Raw genomic sequence first — 15,719 nt, forward strand, 5'->3', positions numbered from 1 at the left:
TGCTTGGTCAGGTGTCCGGAAATAGCCGAAATACCGTGGTGGATCAGCCCGCGCGCACGGTCAGACCGCTCGCACCGAGGGCCTCTGCCAGCCGATTCGCCGCTGCGGCCAGGTCGCGTTTCGGGAATCGTCCCGTCGCGAACATCGACACGACGACCTCGTCCTCGACGCGCTCCCAGGTGCCCGCGATCCGGCCGTCGACGAGGACGAGCGGGGAGATCCACCCGGCCGCGCGGCTCACCTTCGCCCGGTGTTCGGCGGGCAGCAGGGCGGTGTCGGCGGTGCCGGGTCCGAGGACGTACTGGTCGAACGGACCGAGCAGGTGGATCGCGCCGTCGAGGGTCGCCGCGGCGAGGTCGTCGGCGAACTCGGCCGGGAGCCAGCCCGGCCGGCCGTCGACGGAGACCTCGGTCAGCTCGTCACCCAGCGCCGCGAACCACCCGCGCACGACGGTCTTGCGCAGGCTGTTGCGGCTGAGCCAGGCGTCGAAGACCTCCGGCGCGGCCGGGCCGTAGGCGCCGAGGTAGGCGCGGATCAGCGTCGGCGCCGCCGCATCCGGTTCGGGAATGCCGGTCCAGCCGGGCACCACCTGCGCGGGCCCGGCGAAGGTGACCTTGGTGCCACGTACGGGTCCGTGGCACAGCGCGCCCTGCCAGGCCAGCGGCTTGAGCACCGCGCCCCAGCCCGAGCGCAGCTGCTCGGCCAGATGAGCGAAGCCGGGTTCGGCGAGGACCGCCTCGACCAGCTCGTCGCGGGTCAGCACCCGTTCGGCCAGGATCCCCGACACGACCTCCACCAGCGCGGACACCTGATCCGGCGTCGCGCCGAAGGTCTTCTGCCAGGACGGTTTCTCCCAGGTCCGGGCCGAGCCGATCAGCGACAGGGCCGCGGCGGCCTGCTCGGGCACCATCGCGTGCAGGGTGCCGCGCATCGCCCAGGTCTTCACCAGCGTGCCCGCCGTCAGCGCCTCGGACACCGCGTCGGCCGTCGCCTCCCGGCTGCGCACCGCGACAGCCGTTTCCGCGGCCGAGGCCACCTGGGCCTGCACGCCCGCGAGCCGATCCGCGATCGATACCACCCCGGCCGCGCTCGGCGCCGAGACGAACTGCCTGCCCAACCGCCAGGCGAAGACCTGGTCCCAGCCGACCTTCAGCACCGCACTCCCCTAGTTCTCCTCGCTGCGCCGCGTGGCCACCCGGCGCAGTGCCGCGCGCAGGCCCGCGAACTCGTCCGCGCTGATCCGGTCGACGAAGTGACTCAGCACCAGATCGGAGCGTCCGCCCACGCCGAGTGCCTCGTGCATGAGCCGGGCGCTGTGTTCCTCGCGGGTCACCGTCGGCCAGTAGCGATAGGCGCGCCCTTCGCGCTCCCTGGCCAGCCAGCCCTTGCGATGCAGATTGTCCATCGTCGACATGACCGTCGTGTAGGCGATCTCGCGTTCGGCGGCGAGCTCGTCGAACAGTTCGCGAACCGTGGTCGTGTCGACGTCGCGATCCCAGATCCGATCCATCAGCACCGCCTCGAGATCCCCGAACCCACGCACCGCCGACCGACTCCTCATCACCGCATACCAGACAAACCGGCTTCACAGTACCGCTCCGGCACCGGTGAGGGGCTACCGCGCGGCAACCTTCACCGGGGCCGGTTGCGCCACCCCACGGCGTCACGGATCATCGGCGGATGACCAGTGGAGCGCCGCCGACCCACGCGCCCGACGCGTTCGACACCTTCCGGCCGCTGCTGTTCACCATCGCCTACGAGATCCTGGGCAGTGCCGCCGACGCCGAGGATGTGTTGCAGGACAGCTATCTTCGCTGGCGCGAGGTCCCCCGGACCGAGGTGGAGCATCCACGCGCCTACCTGGTGCAGGTCGTGACGCGACAGTCGATCAACCACCTGCGGACCGTGCGCAGGCGCCGCGAGGACTATGTGGGCACCTGGCTGCCCGAACCGATCCGGACCACGCCCGAGGCCGGTCACGATGTGCTGCTGGCCGAGTCGGTGTCGATGGCCATGCTGCTGGTGCTGGAAACGCTCGGGCCGACCGAGCGGGCGGTGTTCGTGCTGTCGGAGGTGTTCGGGCACAGCCTCGTCGAGATCGCCGAGCTGATCGGCAAGTCCGATACCGCCGTGCGCCAGATCGCGCATCGCGCCCGCGCGCACGTCCGGTCGCGCCGGCAGCGCTTCCAGCCCGATTCCGAGACCAGTCGCGCGGTGATCGCCCGGTTCCTGCTGGCCGCGCGCACCGGCGATGTCGAAGCCCTGCTGGCGGTCCTGGCGCCGGATGTCGTCCAGATCTCCGACGGTGGTGGACGGGTCAGCGCGGCGCGGCGCCCGATCACCGGCGCCGAGCAGGTCGCCCGGTTCCTCGTCGGGCTCGTGCGGGGGCCGATGGCGGGGATGTCCGTCGAGTTCGGCACGTTCAACGCCGCACCCGCGGTGCTGGCCAGGGACGTCGACGGCCGGCTCGACTCCGTGCTGCTGGTCGAGGTGATCGACGACCTCGTGACCGGCCTGTACGCGATCCGCAATCCGGACAAGCTGGGTTCGGTCGACCTGGTTCGCCCACTGACGATCACCACGGAGTGAGCCACGTCACCGACCGTGCTGTCACGGTCGGCGGCGCAGCGGTGTCACCTGGTCGACCGGATCATTTCCACAGACCGAAAGGGCCGTCACCATGAAGGTCGTCATCGTGTGCAAGTCGGTGTCGCACGGCAACACCCAGCGAGTCGCCGAGGCCATGGCGGGTGTTCTCGACGCCCGCATCGTCACGCCGGACCAGGTCCGGCCCGGGGAACTCGCCGACTACGACCTGGTCGGCTTCGGGTCGGGGATCTACAACATGAACTTCCACCGCGATCTCCGGAAGTTCGTCGCCGCGCTGCCCGGGCAGCAGCGGGGCCGGGCGTTCGTGTTCTCCAGCAGCGGATTTCCGGAACCGCCGCTGCGCCGCTATGCCCACGACCTGGCGCGGCGGATCGAGGGCAAGGGCTTCGAGGTCGTCGACATCTTCGGGTGCCGCGGGTTCGACACCTGGCTGCCGCTGCGGGTCATCGGCGGCATCCGCAAGGGACATCCCGATGCCGCCGACCTCGCCGCGGCCCGCGCGTTCGCCGAGAAACTGCAGGCCAGGACCACGAGCACGTCCTGACGGCCCGTTCTCGTCGGACCCCGATGCGAACATGTGTTCGTGTCCGATTCCGCCGTCCCCCGTCGCCCGCGCATCCAGACCCGCGCCGAGGCCTCGATCCTGCACGCCGACCTGGATTCGTTCTACGCCTCGGTCGAACAGCGGGATCAGCCCTGGTTGCGGGGCAAGCCGGTGCTCGTCGGCGGCGGGGTCGTGCTCGCGGCGAGCTATGAGGCCAAGTCCTTCGGTATCCGCACCCCGATGAACGCGGGCCAGGCCCTGCGGTTGTGTCCACACGCGGTCGTCGTGCCGCCGCGCATGGCGGCCTACGCCGAGGCGAGCAAGGCGGTGTTCGCGGTCTTCCACGACACCACACCGGTGGTGGAGGGGATCTCGATCGACGAGGCGTTCCTCGATGTCGGCGGGCTGCGCCGGATCAGCGGGGAGCCGGTCGAGATCGCTCGCGCCCTGCGCGCCAGGGTGAGTGGCGAGGTCGGGCTGCCGATCTCGGTCGGGGTGGCGCGCAACAAGTTCCTGGCCAAGGTCGCCTCCGCGGTGGCCAAGCCCGACGGACTGCGGGTGGTGGAGCCCGGCCGCGAACTCGACTTCCTGCATCCGCTGCCGGTGGAACGATTATGGGGCGTCGGCGCGGTCACCGCCGCGACCCTGCACGCCAACGGCATCACCCGGGTCGGTCAGCTGGCCGAACTCGGCGAGACGCACCTGCGCGCGATCCTCGGCCCGGCCGCGGCCCGGCATCTGTTCGCGCTGTCGTGGGCGCGTGATCCGCGCCGGGTGGAGACGGGCAAGCGCCGCCGCTCGATCGGCGCCCAGCGCGCCCTCGGCCGCCACCCTCGCGAACCCGAGGAGATCGCCACCTACCTCGACGGCCTCACCGACCGCCTCGGCCGCCGCCTGCGCGCCGCGGACCGCGTGTGCCGCACGGTGATCCTGCGCCTGCGCTTCGACGACTTCACCCGCGCGACCCGCTCGCACACCCTGGTCGAGGCCACCGACGCCACCGCCGCGATCCGCCACGCGGCCCACCTCCTGCTCGACACCGCCCAACCCCTGATCACCGAACGCGGCATCACCCTGATCGGCCTGTCCCTGACCAACCTCGACGATGCCGACACCATGCAGCTCACCCTCCCCTTGGAACCCCGCGCCGAGAACACCCTCGACGCCACCCTCGACGACCTGCGCCGCCGCTTCGGCTCCGCCGCCGTCACCCGCGCGGCCCTGCTCAACCGCGGCGAGGGCCTGTCGGTGCCGCTCCTCCCGGATTGAGCGTTCCGCGTTGCCGCACCAGCGGCAGATACACCTCGTCGACGATCTCGACCAGCACGTCGTCCGGGGCGGTCGGCACCCCACGCACCACGAACTCGTTGCGCAGCAGCACGATCGCCACGGTCGAGACCCGAGGATGCAGACACTCCGGCGCCGCTTCACCCCGCGCCACCGCCCGGCCCAGCACGGTAAACCAGGTGGCCGCGGTGGCGTCCGCCGACTGATCGGGCAGCTGGGCCAGCAGTTCGGCGGCGCCACCCGCCGCGGCGAGCAGTTCGCGCAGAATCGCACCGAGCGCCGAACTCCAGTGCCGATTGGCCCTCCGCAGCAGCTCGAGCGCATCCGCACGCAGGTCGCCGGTATCGGGCGGCTCGACGGCGACAGCCAGCTGTCGATACGCGGCGATCCCGAGCGCGAGACGATTCGGCCAGCGCCGATAGAGGGCGTTCTTGTTCGTGCCCGCGCGCTGGGCGACCTTGTCCATGGTCAGCCCGGCGTAGCCACCGGCGGTGAGCTCCTCGGCCGCCGCGCGCAGGATCGCGTCTTCGAGTTCGGTGCCGCGTCGGCGTGTCCTACCGGGCTCGGACGTCATCGGATCCTCCGCTCTGGTCACTACTGCCACCAGATCGTACCTTTCGAAAACCGGCTTGTCGGGAGCTCAACTTCCATTTAAGGTACGTCTAGTACCTTATCAACTCCAGGGCAGGACAGCTCCCATGCGCGCTAAAGGCATCACCTACGACACCGGCTTTCTCCGCACCGGTGTCTCCTCCCGCGAATCCTTCGACCCGGCGGTGGTCCGGGAAGAGCTGCGAATCATTCGCGACGACCTGCACTGCACCGCCGTCCGTCTCGTCGGCGGCGATCCCGACCGGCTCGAGCTCGCCGCGGCCCACGCCGTCGACCTCGGCCTGGAGGTGTGGTTCTCGCCGTATCCACTCGAACTCACCACCGATGAGATGCGGGACCTGTTCGTGGACTGCGCCCGCCGGGCCGAGCGGCTGCGGCAGGGCGGCGCCGAGGTCGTCTTCGTCACCGGCGCGGAACTGAGCCTGATGACCATCGGATTCCTGCCCGGCGACGACCTCACCGAACGCGTCGCCGCACTGGCCGTCCCCGGTGCACTGCCGGATCTGATCGGCAAGGTCGCCACCCGGATCAACGACTTCTTCGCGACGGTGGTCCCGCTGGTACGCACGGAATTCGGCGGCCGGCTCACCTATGCCGCCGTCCCGCTGGAGCGGGTGGACTGGACGCCGTTCGACATCGTCTCGCTCGACCTCTACCGATCCGCCGAGATCGCCGACCAGTTCACCGACGGCATCCGCGATGTGGTCGCACAGGGAAAACCCGTCGCCATCACCGAATTCGGTTCCGCGAGCTTCCGCGGTGCGGGCGATGTCGGCGCCCGCGGGCTCGAGATCGTGGAGTACGACCCCAGCCCCGTGCGCCTGACCGGCGAGTACTTCCGCGACGAGGACGGCCAGGCCACTTACCTGCGCGAACTGCTGGAGATCTTCGACAATGCCGGCGTCGACAGCGCTTTCGTGTTCCTCTTCGCCCTCTACGACATGCCGTACCGCCCCGATGGCGACCCCACTGCCGACCTCGACCTGGCCAGCTACGGCATCGTGCGCGTCCTCGAAGACGGCCACGGCCACACCTACCCGGGCATGGCCTGGGAACCGAAGGTGGCGTTCGGCACGGTCGCCGACCACTACCGACTACGCGAAAGGGCCCGTGGCGTGGGATAGTCTGCGCACGAGCACCGAGGAGGAGCACCCGCATGCCCTACGCCGTCATCGGCTTTCTGACCCTGGCCCTGTGGGTGTACTGCCTGGTCGACATCGTCACCAGCCCCGAGGAGGGGATCCGGCACCTGCCCAAGATGGGCTGGGTGTTCGTCGTGGTGCTGGTACCGACCATCGGCGCGCTGCTGTGGCTGTTCGCGGGCAGGCCGGTCGAGGCCGGGCGCCCCGCCTCGACCACCCGGTTCAGCGAATACGACCGGCCGGGCCGTCGGGTGGCGACCAATCCCGATGACGACGAGGCCTTCCTGCGCGGCCTGCGCGAACGCGCGGAGCAGCAGCGGCGCGAGGCCCGCAGGCAGCAGGAACAGCGCGAGCAGGACGACGCCTGATCACACGAATCGTTTGGGGCGCTTGTCCATCAGGCGCAGGATCAGCGGTGTGAAGATCAGCTGCATGGCCAGTTCCATCTTCCCGCCCGGCACCACGATGCAGTTGGGTCGCGACATGAACGAGTCGTGCAGCATCGACAGCAGATACGGGAAGTCGATCACCTTCGGGTCGGCGAAGCGGATCACCACGAAGCTCTCGTCGGCGGTGGGCACGCTGCGCGCGGTGAAGGGATTCGAGGTGTCGACCGTCGGGACCCGCTGGAAATTCACATAGGTTCGCGAGAACTGCGGACAGATGTATTTCACGTAGTCCGGCATGCGACGCAGGATCGTATCGATCACCGCCTCACTGGAATATCCGCGATGGGTCTTGTCCCGGTACACCTTCTGGATCCACTCCAGATTGATGATCGGCACCACCCCCACCAGCAGATCGGTGTACCGGGCGACATTCACCGCATCGGTCACCGCGGCGCCGTGCAGCCCCTCGTAGAACAGCAGGTCGCTGCCGGGCGCGAGATCCTCCCAGGCGGTGAAGGTTCCGGCGGGCTGGCCGAAGGGTTTGGCCTCCTCGTCGTCGTGCAGATACCGGCGCACCTGCCCCACGCCGGACTCGCCGTACTCGCGGAACAGCGACTCGAGTTCGGGCAGCAGGTTCGCGTCCTCGCCGAAGTGCGAGAACGTCGTATCGCGCTGCTGTTCGGCCTCGGCCATCGCCAGTTTCATCTCCGTGCGGTCGTAGCGGTGGAACGAATCGCCCTCCACCACCACCGCGTTGATCCCCTCGCGCCGGAAGATCTCCTCGAAGGTCCGCGTGACGCTGGTCGTTCCGGCACCGGAGGATCCGGTGATCGCGACCACGGGATGCTTGACCGACATTTCGCCTCCTACTTGCGCTGGTCGTGCTTGGCGGGCCGCAGCAACGATCGGCTGCCGAACAGCGAACTGTCGAAGCTGGGGCCCGCGTCCGGCTCGCTGTGATAGCCCTCGACGCGCAGCACCTCGTTGCGGGAACCGAAGATGAACGGCACCCGCTGATGCACCTCGGCCGGGGGCACGAGCATCACCCGATCGTGCCCGGTGGTCGCCGCCCCACCGGCCTGCTCGACGATGAACGCGATCGGATTCGCGCCGTAGAGCAGCGAAACCCGCCCCGGCCGTGCCGGATTGCGGGTGTCGCGCGGATACAGGTACATCCCGCCCCTGGTCAGGATGTGGAAGGTGTCGGCCACCAGCGAGGCCACCCAGCGCATGTTGAAATCGCGCCCGCGCGGCCCGTCGACGCCTTCCAGACACTCGTGCACATAGCGGCGCACCGGCCGCTCCCAGAACCGCTCGTTGGCGGCGTTGATCGCGAAACCGGCGGTGTCGTCGGGAATCCGCATCCGCGGATGGGTCAGCACGAACGCGCCGATCTCGCGATCGAGGGTGAAGCCGTCGACGCCGCTACCGGTGGTGAGCACCAGCATGGTGGCCGGACCGTAGAGGGTGAATCCGGCGCACACCTGCCGCACGCCGGGTTGCAGGAAATCGGTGTCGGTGGGCTCGGCGGTGCCGTCGAGGACTTCCGGCGGGGCGCGCAGGATGCTGAAGATCGAACCGACGGGCAGGTTCACGTCGATATTGCTCGACCCGTCCAGCGCGTCGTAGGCCAGCAGATATTTCCCGCGTCGCTGCGTGCCGGGGATGGCGATGGCGCGTTGCTCGGACAGCAGCCCCGACAGGTGCCCGGTCCACTGCGTCTGGCCGACCATGATCTCGTCGGTGAGCGCGTCCAGGCGCCTGCTCACCGACAGCGGCTCGTCCTCGACCGGGCCGCGCGAGCCGATGATCGCCCCGCGCGTCACCTGGTTCGCGATGATCTTCGTCGCCGTGGCGACCACGTTGACCAGCGCGGAGAACTCGCCCGAGGAGCCGGGATGGCGGTGTTCCTCCTCGATCGTGTAGCGGGTGAGGGTCTTCAATCCGTCCGGCATGACGTCGCGCCCACCTCCTGGTCGAGGTCGTCGAACACGCTGCTGCCGTAGACATCTCGTTCGGTCAGCGTGATCAGATCGGTGCGCGAGAGCGGTCGGCCCGCCTCGACGAGCCGTTTGGCCTGGCGCAGCCGGCAGCGGTCGATCGCGTTGCGCACGCTGCGCGCGTTGGAGAAGCGCGGCCGGGTCATCCGCACCGTCAGGTACTCGTCGAACGCGGTGTGCGCGCCCTCGTCGAAGCGGAAGTTCTCCCCCGCCACCATCAATTCGGCGATGCCCATCAGTTCGTCGTGGGTGTAGTCGGCGAACTCCAGGTGATGGGCCACCCGCGAGGACAGTCCGGGATTGGCGGAGAAGAACCGGTCCATCCGGTCGGGATAGCCGGCGAAGATCACCACCAGGTTCGCGCGCTCGTTCTCCATCTCCTGCAGCAGGATCTCGATCACCTCCTGCCCGTAGTCGCGCTCGTTCTCGGGCCGGAACAGGTAGTAGGCCTCGTCGATGAACAGCACCCCGCCCGCGGCCTTGGCGATGGCCTCCTTGGTTTTGGGCGCGGTGTGGCCGATGAACTGGCCGACCAGATCGTCGCGGGTCACGGTGTGCACCTTGGGTTTCCGGATGTAGCCCAGGGCGTGCAGCATCTGCGCCATCCGCAGCGCCACCGTGGTCTTGCCGGTGCCGGGTCCGCCGGTGAAGCTCATGTGCATGGTGGGCCGCGACGAGGCCAGCCCGAACCGGCGCCGGGCCCGGTCGATCATCAGCAGCGCGGCGATCTCGCGGACCCGCACCTTCACATTCGCCAGGCCGATCAGTTCGGCGTCGAGCGCGGCCAGGGTCTCGGCCACGTCGTGTCCGGCCAGATCGAGGGACAGGTCAAGCAGCGCGTCCTCGCTCAACGGTTCCTCGGGCGCCGGGTCGCCCGACGGCGGCGACGGCCGGGCGTCGCTGACGCCCGGCCGTGCCAACCGGAATCCGTTGGCGGATCCCTCAGCCGCCATACCGCTGTCCCTGCGGACGTTCGGTGGCGTAGGACCGCACGCTGTAGATCTGGCGGCGATCCGGACCCTCGGCCCTGGTCAGTTCGAATCCGGGTTCCTCGACCGGGCGCTGGACCAGGAAGCTCAGTGCCGTGGTCTGTTTGGTGTAGGTCGCGTCGTAGGCGGTGACCCGCACGTAGTGCCGGGGGAAGGTCGCCCGGCAGGCGTTGATCTCGGCCAGCACCCCGTCGGGTTCGTCGAGGTCGAACAGCGGCAGGCCCCACATCTCCCAGTAGGTGTTGCGCGGGTGCGGATCGTCGGTGTATTCGATCGACACCGGCCAGTTGTTGAGCAGGGCATAGCGCACCTGGGCCGCGATCTCGTCGTCGGTGAGTTCGGCCAGGTACGAGAACGTCCCCTGTCGCAGATACATGATGATCCCCTACCGGCTCGGCGTCGGCACCGCGTCGGGTGCGTCGGTGGATGTGTAATCGAAGGTGACATCGCCCCAGGTCGAGAGCGCGACCTCGAGCGAACGGCAGGTCGAGGCGGCCGTGCGCAGGACATCCGGCCCCTCTTTGAGCAGGTCACGGCCCTCGTTGCGGGCCTTCACCACCGCTTCGAGCGCCACCCGGTTGGCCTCGGCGCCCGCGGCGATGCCGAGCGGGTGACCGATCGTGCCACCGCCGAACTGCAGGATCACGTCGTCGCCGAACAGGTCGAGCAGTTGATGCATCTGACCCGCGTGGATACCGCCGGAGGCCACCGGCATCACGCCGGGCAGGCTCGCCCATTCCTGATCGAAGAAGATGCCGTTGCCCAGATCGGCGGGAATCACGTTCTCGCGCAGGGTGTCGTAGAAGCCGCGGGTGGTCGCTGGATCGCCTTCCAATTTGCCCACCACGGTGCCCGCGTGCAGATGATCGACCCCGATCAGCCTGCACCACTTGGCCAGCACCCGGAAACTCACGCCGTGCGTCTTCTGCCGGGTGAACGTCGAGTGCCCGGCCCGGTGCAGGTGCAGCAGGACGCCGTTGCGCCGCGCCCACTTCGACATCGACTGCATCGCGGTGTAGCCGACGGTGAGGTCCATCATGATCACCACGGAACCGATTTCCTTGGCGAATTCGGCCCGCTCGTACATGTCCTCCATGGACGCGGCGGTCACATTGAGGTAGTGGCCCTTGATCTCGCCGGTCTCGGCCATCGCCCGGTTCACGCCCTCCATCGCGAACAGGTACCGGTCGCGCCAGCGCATGAACGGCTGGGAGTTGATGTTCTCGTCGTCCTTGGTGAAGTCGAGACCGCCCTTGCAGGCTTCGTAGATCACCCGGCCGTAATTGCGTGCCGACAAACCGAGTTTCGGTTTCACCGTCGCGCCCAGCAGCGGGCGACCGTATTTGTTGAGATATTCGCGTTCCATCACCGTGCCGTGCGGCGGGCCCTGGAAGGTCTTGACATAGGCCACCGGAATACGCATGTCCTCGAGCCGCAGGGCGAGCAGCGGTTTGAAACCGAAGACATTACCGATGATCGAGGAGGTGAGGTTGGTGATCGACCCCTCTTCGAAAAGATCGAGATCGTAGGCGATGTAGGCGAAGTACTCCCCCGGCCTGCCCGGTACCTCGTCGACCCGGTAACACTTGGCCTGGTACTTGGAGTGCGCGGTGAGCCGGTCGGTCCACACGACTGTCCATGTCGCGGTGGAGGATTCGCCCGCCACGGCCGCGGCGGCCTCGATCGGATCGACGCCCTGCTGCGGAGTCACCCGGAACACCGCGAGGACATCGGTATCCGACGGCACGTAGTCGGGTGCGTAATATCCCATCGACGCATACGACTGAACACCCGGATCCCAACGATCCCGTTCGGTTTCTTCCGTCATGGTTCCTCCTGTGGAATCCGGTGAACGCCTTGCGAATTCCAGGATGAGGGCCGCCGGGTCCGCAAACAATGTGAATGTTTCTGGGAACGCTCAACCGAAACGTTGAGTTTGCTACCGTCGGGTAATGGGCAGGGTGAGTGCGGGGCGGATGGAAACCTTCCTCGCCGTGGCCCGGGTGGGCAGTATTCGGGGTGCGGCGGCGCGGTTGCACGTCACCGAGGCGGCGGTGTCCGCGGCGGTGGGCCATGTCGAAAAGCAGTTGGGCGCCAAGCTGATCGCGCGATCCGGGCGCGGGATCGCGCTCACCGAGGCGGGCCGGGTCTACGCCGAATACTGTCGCGGGATCCTCGGTCTGATGAAGGAGGCGCACGCCGCGGTGCGCCAGGCCGACGCCGGCCGACTACGGATCGGGGTCGTCGCCACGGCGGGCGAATCGGTGGTGCTGCGACCGCTGGCCTCGTTCCGCCGCCGCTATCCCGCCGTGGAGTTGAGCCTGTCGATCCAGCCCCGCGACGTACTCTTCGCCGAATTGCAGCACCACGAAACCGATCTCGTCATCGCAGGCCGCCCACCGCACGACGCGAAGCTCGTCATCCAGGCCCGCCGCCCCAGCACCCTGATCGTCGTCGGCACCGGCTCGCCCGACCCCCACCGGACCACCTGGCTCCTGCGCGGCACCGGCTCGGGCACCCGCGAAGCCACCCTCGCCCTGCTCGACCGCCTCCAGATCGATCCACCCACCCTGACCCTGGGCTCCCACGGCGCCGTCATCGCCGCCGCCCGCGAGGGCCTCGGCGTCACCCTCATCCACTCCGACGCCGTCGGCGAACACCTCGAATCCGGCGCCCTGCACACCATCGACGTCCCCGGCACCCCCCTCGACCGAGCCTGGCACGCCGTCACCACCCCCGCCCCGACCCCCGCCACCCGCCTCTTCCTCGCCCACCTCATCGACCCCGCCGAAACCGGCCCCGACGCCTTCCACGCCGCCATCGGACCGTGAGCAACCCATCGACTTCGCCGCGGACCCTCACTGGTTCGACGGAAAGCGAGCCCGGAACGCCGCTCGGTTGACCGAGACCGGATTGCGATCCCACACCGCGAACACCACCCGCTCGAACGCCGCACCCCACCGATCCAGCGCGACACCGAAGGCATCGGCGACCTCGGCCGGGTCGTTCGCGAAGACCCCGCAGCCCCAGGCCCCCAGCACCAGGTCGCGCACCTCGTGCCGTGCGGCGGCCGCGAGCACTCGCTCCGCCCGCTGCGCCAGCACCTCGCGCACATCCACGGTCGCCGACCGGCGCGCCAGCTGTCCCGCGTTCGGCGCGGGCGAGGTCAGGAACGTCACCGGAAAGGGCGGGGCGAGCTCCCCGCGGCCGTCACGGATCACCGGCACATCAGGCGACACGACCACCCGGTGGCTGTATCGCAGATCCGAGGAATTCCGGTGTGCGGCATAATAATCCGTCGCCTCCACCAAGCAGGTGTACAGCAACGCAGTGCGACACAGATCCTCCTCCTGCGCCCGGGCACCGCGCAGATACCCACCACCGGGACTCCGCGCCGACGCAAAGTTGAGGACCCCCACACGCCCGCTCTCCCGGGAATCATGCAACCGCCGCGCCGCCTCGACACTGCCCTCCCCTGTCACCTGAACCACAGGCGCCCCGGCCCCGGGCACCCGCCCACCCACGATTTCACCCAGCTGCGCAGGCGAATACGACACCGTCCCCGCCTGCGCCGCCCGCACCTGTCCCCCGATCTCGACCGTCACACCGGCCCCGGTCCGATAGCTCCCCCGCGCAACGATCTGTTCGTTCACCACGGCCACCTGCTGCAATCTGTCGCTCACCCGCCCGACCGTAAACGACCGCTCCCCGCCACGCCAGATGTTTTTGTCATCTAGACAAGAACAGCCCCTGTGAGCGTCAGACGCGGCGCGATCGCTTCGCGCGGTGGACACGGACACTGAGGATTTCGGCCACGATCTCGGCGTCGGCGGTGGGGATCAGCAGGTTGGTCTCGCGCCGTCCGGTGTTGATCCGGACAGCTCGGTCACCGGTGGGATACCAGGCGTAGCCACCTGTGGAGATGAACCACGGCTCGCGGCGGTGCTCGTCGGTCAAGGTGATGGCGTGGACGGACGCGATCTCGGTGTAGAACACGGTATCGGCGGTCAGGTCACTGTTCGCGTTGCCATCGACATGCTGGAGCCGGACGCGATCGGGCATCGCGGTGAGGTCGACTCGGCGGGTGCGGCCACCACGGGCGAGCCCGGTGAGAGCCGAGTCCGTCACCCTGGCGAGCAGGACTTCCTGATCGATCGCACCGAAATCCGCGACGAGTGGCCGTTGCATCCGTCGGGTCGCGAAGGCCGCGGTGACTGCGGCCGCCAGTGGTAGCCCGGCACCGCCCAGTACGAGCAGGGGTACAGGGACCACTGCCGCCGCCGCACTCGACAGCTCGGACGGATCATCGGCGAGAGCGGTACTGGTGGCAAATCCCGTGGCGAGACCGGAAGTCACCGCCAAGAGGCCGAATCCCAACGCAGGCAGCATCCACCGGGACCAGTCCTGGATGCCGCGCCGACGCAGCCAGATCACACCGAGAACGGCAGGCACGGCAGCGCCGGTGGCACCCGCGAGACCGACTGCGAGAGCGCGCGCATCGGATGAATCTGCCGCAGGGGCAACGACGAGCGCGCATCCTGCGACAAGGACCGCGGGAATCAGGAGGAAGGCCACAGCGAGGATCGGTTTCGTCCGCACCCACCTCCGCTGTAGTTCCGGGTGCTCTCAGGACGAACGACACCCGGAACCACAGCGGGCAGCACACTCACCGACGATCCCCCCGTGCCCCTTACCGCACACCGCGCTCCAGCGCAGCGATTTCCATCCAACGTAGCGGACCGTCGATGGCGCTGTGCCGGCGGCGTAGGCGAAACGCGGGGCAATGTGCCGGAATGACGTTCTGCTGCGAATTCGGCGGCGAACCACCCGGAATTAAGTTTGGCCGGAACGTAATTCGTGCAATCGAATTCACCCCGCATTAGATTTGCGAACACCCCTTGACCGGGGACGATCGCGATCAGGGCGACGAAATGCTCGACCACCCGGAAGGGGAGCCATGTCTGTCACCGACGATGTCGTCACCGAGGCGGCGCCGAGGGAGTCCGGGGTCGCCCTCGCCACCGAGCATCCAGCGTATGTGGCTTTCGCCGAAGTGGTCGCCGAGATCATCGCGCCGCGGGCCGTCGAGGTCGATGTCACGGAGGTGCCGCGATCGCATGTCGAGGCGCTGCGCGAGGTGGGGTACTTCTCCTGGCCGGTGCCCGCCGAACACGGCGGGACCCCGGTTCCGGCCGAGGTGAAGAACGCCGCGGACAATCTGCTCTTCGGCGCCGACCCGTCGACCGCGCTGGCGCTGACCCAGCACGCCGGACCGATCGGGCAGATCCTGCGATCGCGCACCCCCGCGGGTCTGGCGCTGTTGCCCGCGCTGGCGGCGGGCGAGCGCATCGGGGGCGCCGGATTCGCCCAGATCAGGCACTGGCCGCACGGCCGCAGCACGATCGCGACCAAGGTCGAGGGCGGTTACCGCGTCGACGGCGTGGTGCGCTGGCTGTCGGGGTGGGGACTGGTCGACACCGCCTGGCTCGGCGCGGTCGACGAGCAGCACGGCACCTACGTGTTCGGGGTCGCCGACCTGACCGCGCCCGGGATCACCGCCACTGCGCTGGCGCTGGCCGCCGTCGCCGGGTCCCGCACGGTGACGCTGACGCTGTCGCGGTACTTCCTGCCCGAGGAATTCGTCACCGAGGTCGTCGACATCGAGGAGTGGAAGGCGCTCGACGGCACGATCCATCCCAACGCCCGCGGCACCGCCACTGCAGCACCGCAGGTGCCCTCCATCGGCGCGATCGGTCTGGCCCGCGCCGCCCTCACCGATGCCCTCGCGGCGTTCCCCGGCCACGAGCCGCTCCTGCGGCTGCGCACCGAACTCGAGACCGCGGCCGGCACCCCGCGCCCCGAGCCCTTCTGGCGCACCCAGCTCGACGACATCGCCGTGCGCGCCACCTCGGCCGCCCTCGTCGCGGGTGGCGGCGCCGGCCTGCTCACCGATCACATCGCCCAGGTCCGTGCCCGCGCCGCCCTGTTCCTCCAGGTCCGCGGCCTGTCCCCGCGGGTCCGCGACGCCCGTTTCGACCAGCTGGCGGGACAGGACACTCAGCGGCCACACCGGGACGCGGAGACAACGCAATTCGTTTGACCACGCCCACGGTTCCGAGTGTGGACGCTGTCGGTGACCGTGAGTA

At 68.9% G+C, this 15,719-nt stretch carries 17 protein-coding genes; 7 read left to right on the forward strand and 10 right to left on the reverse strand.

Annotated features, from left to right (window positions below):
* Nucleotides 1-43: 43 nt before the first annotated feature.
* Nucleotides 44-1,156, reverse strand: coding sequence for a winged helix DNA-binding domain-containing protein (locus tag ACFVVM_RS10120; RefSeq protein WP_387615617.1), 1,113 nt, complete (start codon nt 1,154-1,156; stop codon nt 44-46).
* A gap of 9 nt (nt 1,157-1,165) precedes the next feature.
* Nucleotides 1,166-1,561, reverse strand: a complete 396-nt coding sequence (locus tag ACFVVM_RS10125; RefSeq protein WP_071931423.1) for a BlaI/MecI/CopY family transcriptional regulator — start codon at nt 1,559-1,561, stop codon at nt 1,166-1,168.
* Between the two features lie 119 nt (nt 1,562-1,680).
* On the opposite strand from ACFVVM_RS10125, the gene ACFVVM_RS10130 reads away from it, so the two are divergent.
* The 3 genes from ACFVVM_RS10130 to dinB all read left to right on the forward strand — a co-directional run bounded on the left by ACFVVM_RS10130 (nt 1,681) and on the right by dinB (nt 4,423).
* Nucleotides 1,681-2,589, forward strand: coding sequence for an RNA polymerase sigma-70 factor (locus ACFVVM_RS10130; RefSeq protein WP_387615620.1), 909 nt, complete (start codon nt 1,681-1,683; stop codon nt 2,587-2,589).
* 91 nt (nt 2,590-2,680) lie between these two features.
* Nucleotides 2,681-3,154, forward strand: coding sequence for a flavodoxin family protein (locus ACFVVM_RS10135; protein ID WP_387615623.1), 474 nt, complete (start codon nt 2,681-2,683; stop codon nt 3,152-3,154).
* A gap of 33 nt (nt 3,155-3,187) precedes the next feature.
* Complete coding sequence (gene dinB / locus ACFVVM_RS10140) at nt 3,188-4,423, forward strand: DNA polymerase IV (protein ID WP_387615626.1); 1,236 nt, start codon at nt 3,188-3,190, stop codon at nt 4,421-4,423.
* Here dinB and ACFVVM_RS10145 read toward each other — a convergent pair.
* Nucleotides 4,380-5,015 carry a TetR/AcrR family transcriptional regulator gene (locus tag ACFVVM_RS10145; protein ID WP_387615629.1) on the reverse strand — a complete coding sequence of 212 codons (636 nt, stop codon included), beginning with the start codon at nt 5,013-5,015 and terminating at the stop codon, nt 4,380-4,382. The two genes, dinB and ACFVVM_RS10145, sit on opposite strands and share 44 nt — an antisense overlap.
* A gap of 124 nt (nt 5,016-5,139) precedes the next feature.
* Here ACFVVM_RS10145 and ACFVVM_RS10150 point away from each other — a divergent pair, with 124 nt between their 5' ends.
* Both ACFVVM_RS10150 and ACFVVM_RS10155 read left to right on the forward strand, forming a co-directional pair.
* Nucleotides 5,140-6,177: a hypothetical protein gene (locus tag ACFVVM_RS10150; RefSeq protein WP_387615632.1), complete on the forward strand. Its 1,038-nt coding sequence runs from the start codon at nt 5,140-5,142 to the stop codon at nt 6,175-6,177.
* Between the two features lie 32 nt (nt 6,178-6,209).
* Nucleotides 6,210-6,563 carry a PLD nuclease N-terminal domain-containing protein gene (locus tag ACFVVM_RS10155; protein ID WP_387615635.1) on the forward strand — a complete coding sequence of 118 codons (354 nt, stop codon included), beginning with the start codon at nt 6,210-6,212 and terminating at the stop codon, nt 6,561-6,563.
* Here ACFVVM_RS10155 and ACFVVM_RS10160 read toward each other — a convergent pair whose 3' ends face one another.
* Genes ACFVVM_RS10160 through ACFVVM_RS10180 form a run of 5 tightly spaced genes read right to left on the reverse strand, consistent with a single transcriptional unit; the run spans nt 6,564 to nt 11,401 of the window.
* Entirely contained in the window at nt 6,564-7,442 is an 879-nt protein-coding gene (locus tag ACFVVM_RS10160) for a phosphoribulokinase (protein WP_387615638.1), read from the reverse strand.
* Between the two features lie 8 nt (nt 7,443-7,450).
* Complete coding sequence (locus tag ACFVVM_RS10165; RefSeq protein ID WP_387615641.1) at nt 7,451-8,539, reverse strand: class 1 fructose-bisphosphatase; 1,089 nt, start codon at nt 8,537-8,539, stop codon at nt 7,451-7,453.
* Nucleotides 8,524-9,537 carry an AAA family ATPase gene (locus ACFVVM_RS10170; protein ID WP_387615644.1) on the reverse strand — a complete coding sequence of 338 codons (1,014 nt, stop codon included), beginning with the start codon at nt 9,535-9,537 and terminating at the stop codon, nt 8,524-8,526. The genes ACFVVM_RS10165 and ACFVVM_RS10170 overlap by 16 nt, the downstream gene beginning before the upstream one ends.
* Nucleotides 9,527-9,949 (reverse strand): ribulose bisphosphate carboxylase small subunit, encoded by a 423-nt coding sequence (locus ACFVVM_RS10175; protein ID WP_387615647.1) that lies wholly within the window; start codon nt 9,947-9,949, stop codon nt 9,527-9,529. The genes ACFVVM_RS10170 and ACFVVM_RS10175 overlap by 11 nt, the downstream gene beginning before the upstream one ends.
* Nucleotides 9,950-9,958: 9 nt before the next feature.
* The gene (locus ACFVVM_RS10180; protein WP_387615650.1) at nt 9,959-11,401 is read right to left on the reverse strand and encodes a form I ribulose bisphosphate carboxylase large subunit; all 1,443 of its coding nucleotides are present in this window, start codon (nt 11,399-11,401) and stop codon (nt 9,959-9,961) included.
* Between the two features lie 124 nt (nt 11,402-11,525).
* On the opposite strand from ACFVVM_RS10180, the gene ACFVVM_RS10185 reads away from it, so the two are divergent.
* The gene (locus ACFVVM_RS10185; protein ID WP_387615653.1) at nt 11,526-12,404 is read left to right on the forward strand and encodes a LysR family transcriptional regulator; all 879 of its coding nucleotides are present in this window, start codon (nt 11,526-11,528) and stop codon (nt 12,402-12,404) included.
* Between the two features lie 27 nt (nt 12,405-12,431).
* Here the strand turns inward: ACFVVM_RS10185 and ACFVVM_RS10190 are convergent, their stop codons facing one another.
* On the reverse strand, nt 12,432-13,226 hold the full coding sequence (locus ACFVVM_RS10190; protein ID WP_387615656.1) for a TIGR02452 family protein: 795 nt from the start codon (nt 13,224-13,226) through the stop codon (nt 12,432-12,434).
* A 106-nt stretch (nt 13,227-13,332) separates the two neighbouring features.
* On the reverse strand, nt 13,333-14,007 hold the full coding sequence (locus tag ACFVVM_RS10195) for a hypothetical protein (protein WP_387615659.1): 675 nt from the start codon (nt 14,005-14,007) through the stop codon (nt 13,333-13,335).
* Between the two features lie 523 nt (nt 14,008-14,530).
* Between ACFVVM_RS10195 and ACFVVM_RS10200 the strand changes: the two genes are divergently transcribed.
* Nucleotides 14,531-15,673 carry an acyl-CoA dehydrogenase family protein gene (locus tag ACFVVM_RS10200; RefSeq protein WP_387615662.1) on the forward strand — a complete coding sequence of 381 codons (1,143 nt, stop codon included), beginning with the start codon at nt 14,531-14,533 and terminating at the stop codon, nt 15,671-15,673.
* Nucleotides 15,674-15,719 lie beyond the last annotated feature (46 nt).

The sequence above is a fragment of the Nocardia sp. NPDC058176 genome (assembly GCF_042883805.1).
Classification (GTDB): domain Bacteria; phylum Actinomycetota; class Actinomycetes; order Mycobacteriales; family Mycobacteriaceae; genus Nocardia.